At 37.4% G+C, this 2,914-nt stretch carries 2 protein-coding genes; both read right to left on the bottom strand.

Annotation, left to right across the window (positions count from 1 at the left end):
* Nucleotides 1–346: 346 nt before the first annotated feature.
* Nucleotides 347–871 carry an Ig-like domain-containing protein gene (locus QZU77_RS10660; RefSeq protein ID WP_295603943.1) on the bottom strand — a complete coding sequence of 175 codons (525 nt, stop codon included), beginning with the start codon at nt 869–871 and terminating at the stop codon, nt 347–349.
* Nucleotides 872–1,152: 281 nt separating this feature from the next.
* Nucleotides 1,153–2,914: hypothetical protein (locus QZU77_RS10655; RefSeq protein WP_295603940.1), on the bottom strand; the 1,762-nt coding region annotated here is incomplete at its 5' end.

Below are 2,914 nucleotides of genomic sequence, written 5' to 3'. Positions count from 1 at the left end.
TAAATCAAATTATAATTTTAATTAGTAACATATTTTAGTCGTTGCAATATATAAAATTTAGGGCATGTTAATTCTTATCTCATAACACTTCTTGAAACTGCTTATGAGATTTTCACTAAATGAATGAATATCTGGGAGAGAATCTCCTCATATGCTTTGTATTCATCGATTGTCACTCACTGTCTGAAACCGCAAACAACCTGTTTCTATTTAAAACTAGTAATGTTGAATTATCAAAATGAAATTCCCTGGAAGTGTTTAAAGGGTCAGAAAAGTAGTGAAATTGGAAAAAATGATGATGGTTTTAGTGCAATTGACATGGCCTTAAAAGCACAGAATCATTGCACTATCTATTTAACTTTGATTTTACCGGTTTTTTGCATGAGTTGTACTGTGAGTCTCCTGCAAACTTGACAGTGTATTTTTTAGTGCCTTTCTTATTCAGGTTCTTGATTTTAATTGTGGCCTTGCCTTTAGCATTGGTTTTTGCAGTGTATTTCTTTTTATTGACAGTTAAGGTGAGTTTTTTCTTAGCTATTGCTTTTCCTTTACTGTTTTTAAGAGTAATCACTACTTTTTTAACCTTTTTGTTTTTCTTTAATGTTTTCTTAGGAGCATTCACCTTGGTCTTTTCCTTGTTGATTTTCACCTTGACTGTTGATGAGTGTGAAGCATAGACTCCATCCCCTTCAAAGTTGATGGTTAAATCATAGGTTTTTGCATTAGTTAAAGCCAGTTTCACGATTGCAACTCCCTCAGCATCGGTGCTTGCCTTGATTGTTTTGCCAGCTACAGTGAAAGTGACTGTTTTGAATGCTAGAGGATTGCCGTTTGCATCACTCAATTTCGCCTTGAAAATCTTGTTTTTCAAAGTGGCAAGATATGTTATGTTATTTCTTTTTCTAGGTTTTTCCTTTAATTCCTCATCAGTAAAAACCCATTACAGTACCATAACCTGTTTTTTTATAAATTGGCATAATTTCACTTTTATATTAATGATATAATTAATGTAACTATTCATGTGTTATGATTCAACTATGTTGATATCTTCATATTTTCTTAAAACAACTTTATGACGTTTTCCACCAACGGAATGAACTTTTGAAGAAAACTTTTAAAAAAAATAGAATAAGGGAAAAAATATTTTCCCCATTATTTAGAAACTTTCACTGTTAACTTTTTGGTTGTCTTGCCGTAGCTTACCTGGTATTTGACCTTTTTGCCCTTCTTGAGTTTTTTGAGGATTTTCTTTTTAATGGTTAGCTTAGCAACACCTTTATTGTTGGTTTTTGCAGTGTATTTCTTGCCATTGAATTTGAAGGTCACCTTCTTGGACTTGGCTGCTTTGCCATTGATTTTCAATGTGGCTGTTATTGTTAACTTTTTAGCTGACCTTTTAACCTTAACCTTTTTAAGGGTTAATTTAATGACATCAGCCTTTTTGGCTGGCTGAACAGGTTTAGGTGCTGGGATTGGCTTGTCCTTGACCATTACGTAGAATGTATTGGAATATGATTTGCCGGTACTGTCATAATCCCCATCATCAAGCTCATAGGAATCATCATACTTGATGTTGATCTTATGCTCCCCAACTCCCAGGCCAGTGATTGTTTTTGAAACCCTTCCGTTAACGATTTCAATGAAATCAATTGATTTATCGTCCAGATAAATACTGATTGAACCCTTTACTGTAGAGGTTACTGTCACCTGAACTGTCTCGCCCACGGTGATTGTGGATGGTGCCACATTGGCATTCAGTTCAGGGCTGTTTTCAACCACACTTATTGTTGACAGCATTTCCTTGACGTATGAGCCGCTTGTGACTCTTATCATGTACTCGACATCCTCTGTTATCTTAGGCATCTTGATGCTTGCCTTACCGTTTTTAACATCGGCGGATGCTATCTCCTCATAGGTTTCCGAATCACTTCCGCTTTTACGGGTGACCTTGAACAGTGTCAGTTTACCGGATGCATCGCTTGGCATCAGCACGGTGAATGAGTCCTGCTCTCCAGGTGAAACCTCCCATGGAGTGTTTAATTCTGGGATGACTGCGAAATTCACATTGACGGTCTTGTCGGGATACTTATTGTCTCCAACGTATTTTGCAGATATTGTGTAGTTTGCGATTTTAAGGTCTTTGGTGTCGATATGGTATTTAACGTGGCTGTTGGTGTATGTTATAGGCACTGTCTTGCCGTTGAAGATTACTGTCAATGTGCCTGTTGCATCTTCTGGCAAATCAATCTCGAAATCATATGAATCACCATAATCCAAATCAACCCGGCCTTCATCAAGCCTTCCATTGTCAATGTATCCGTATAGGTAATATGTGACCTCAAGCTGCCTTGTAGGATCGTTTGAACTCAATCCATCCTCTCCGTCATAGGTTATTTCGACTGTGTAGGTTCCATATTCCAATGTTTCTGTCAAATCACTTAGGTAGATTGCAAACTCTCCCTCTTCATAATCGATTTTGTCGGATATTGGTTGATTGTAGCATACTTCACCGTTTATTTTGACTATGATGTTTCCGTTTGCGTCGACTGGTGCTTCGATGCGTGCGATGGCATCGTTGTCATCGTTCTTGTCGACAGTACCGTATATGCGAATGTTGATGTCATATTTGAATGATGCCTCAACGGTTTGAGTCTCGGAATATGTGCCGTAATCGTCGTCTTCAAAAATCACCTTGATTTGATATGATTTTTCCTCCCAGTCGTATGGAACGTCGCCGACAGTGACAATATAATTCTCCATTTCATCATCATATGTTAGCTCGTCTATGCTGTCGTTGAAGATTGTCTCACCGTCAACTATGATTTTAACGTTTCCTGTGGCATCATCCGGAGCATTGATTTCAGCGAAATACTCATCATCAACATTATAGTTGAAACTATAAATATGAATGGAC

Origin of the sequence: uncultured Methanobrevibacter sp. (assembly GCF_902774605.1) — an archaeon.
In the GTDB taxonomy this organism is placed as follows: domain Archaea; phylum Methanobacteriota; class Methanobacteria; order Methanobacteriales; family Methanobacteriaceae; genus Methanocatella.
The sequence above is the reverse complement of the archived record's forward strand: the minus strand, read 5'-3'. Positions and strand labels throughout refer to the sequence as shown.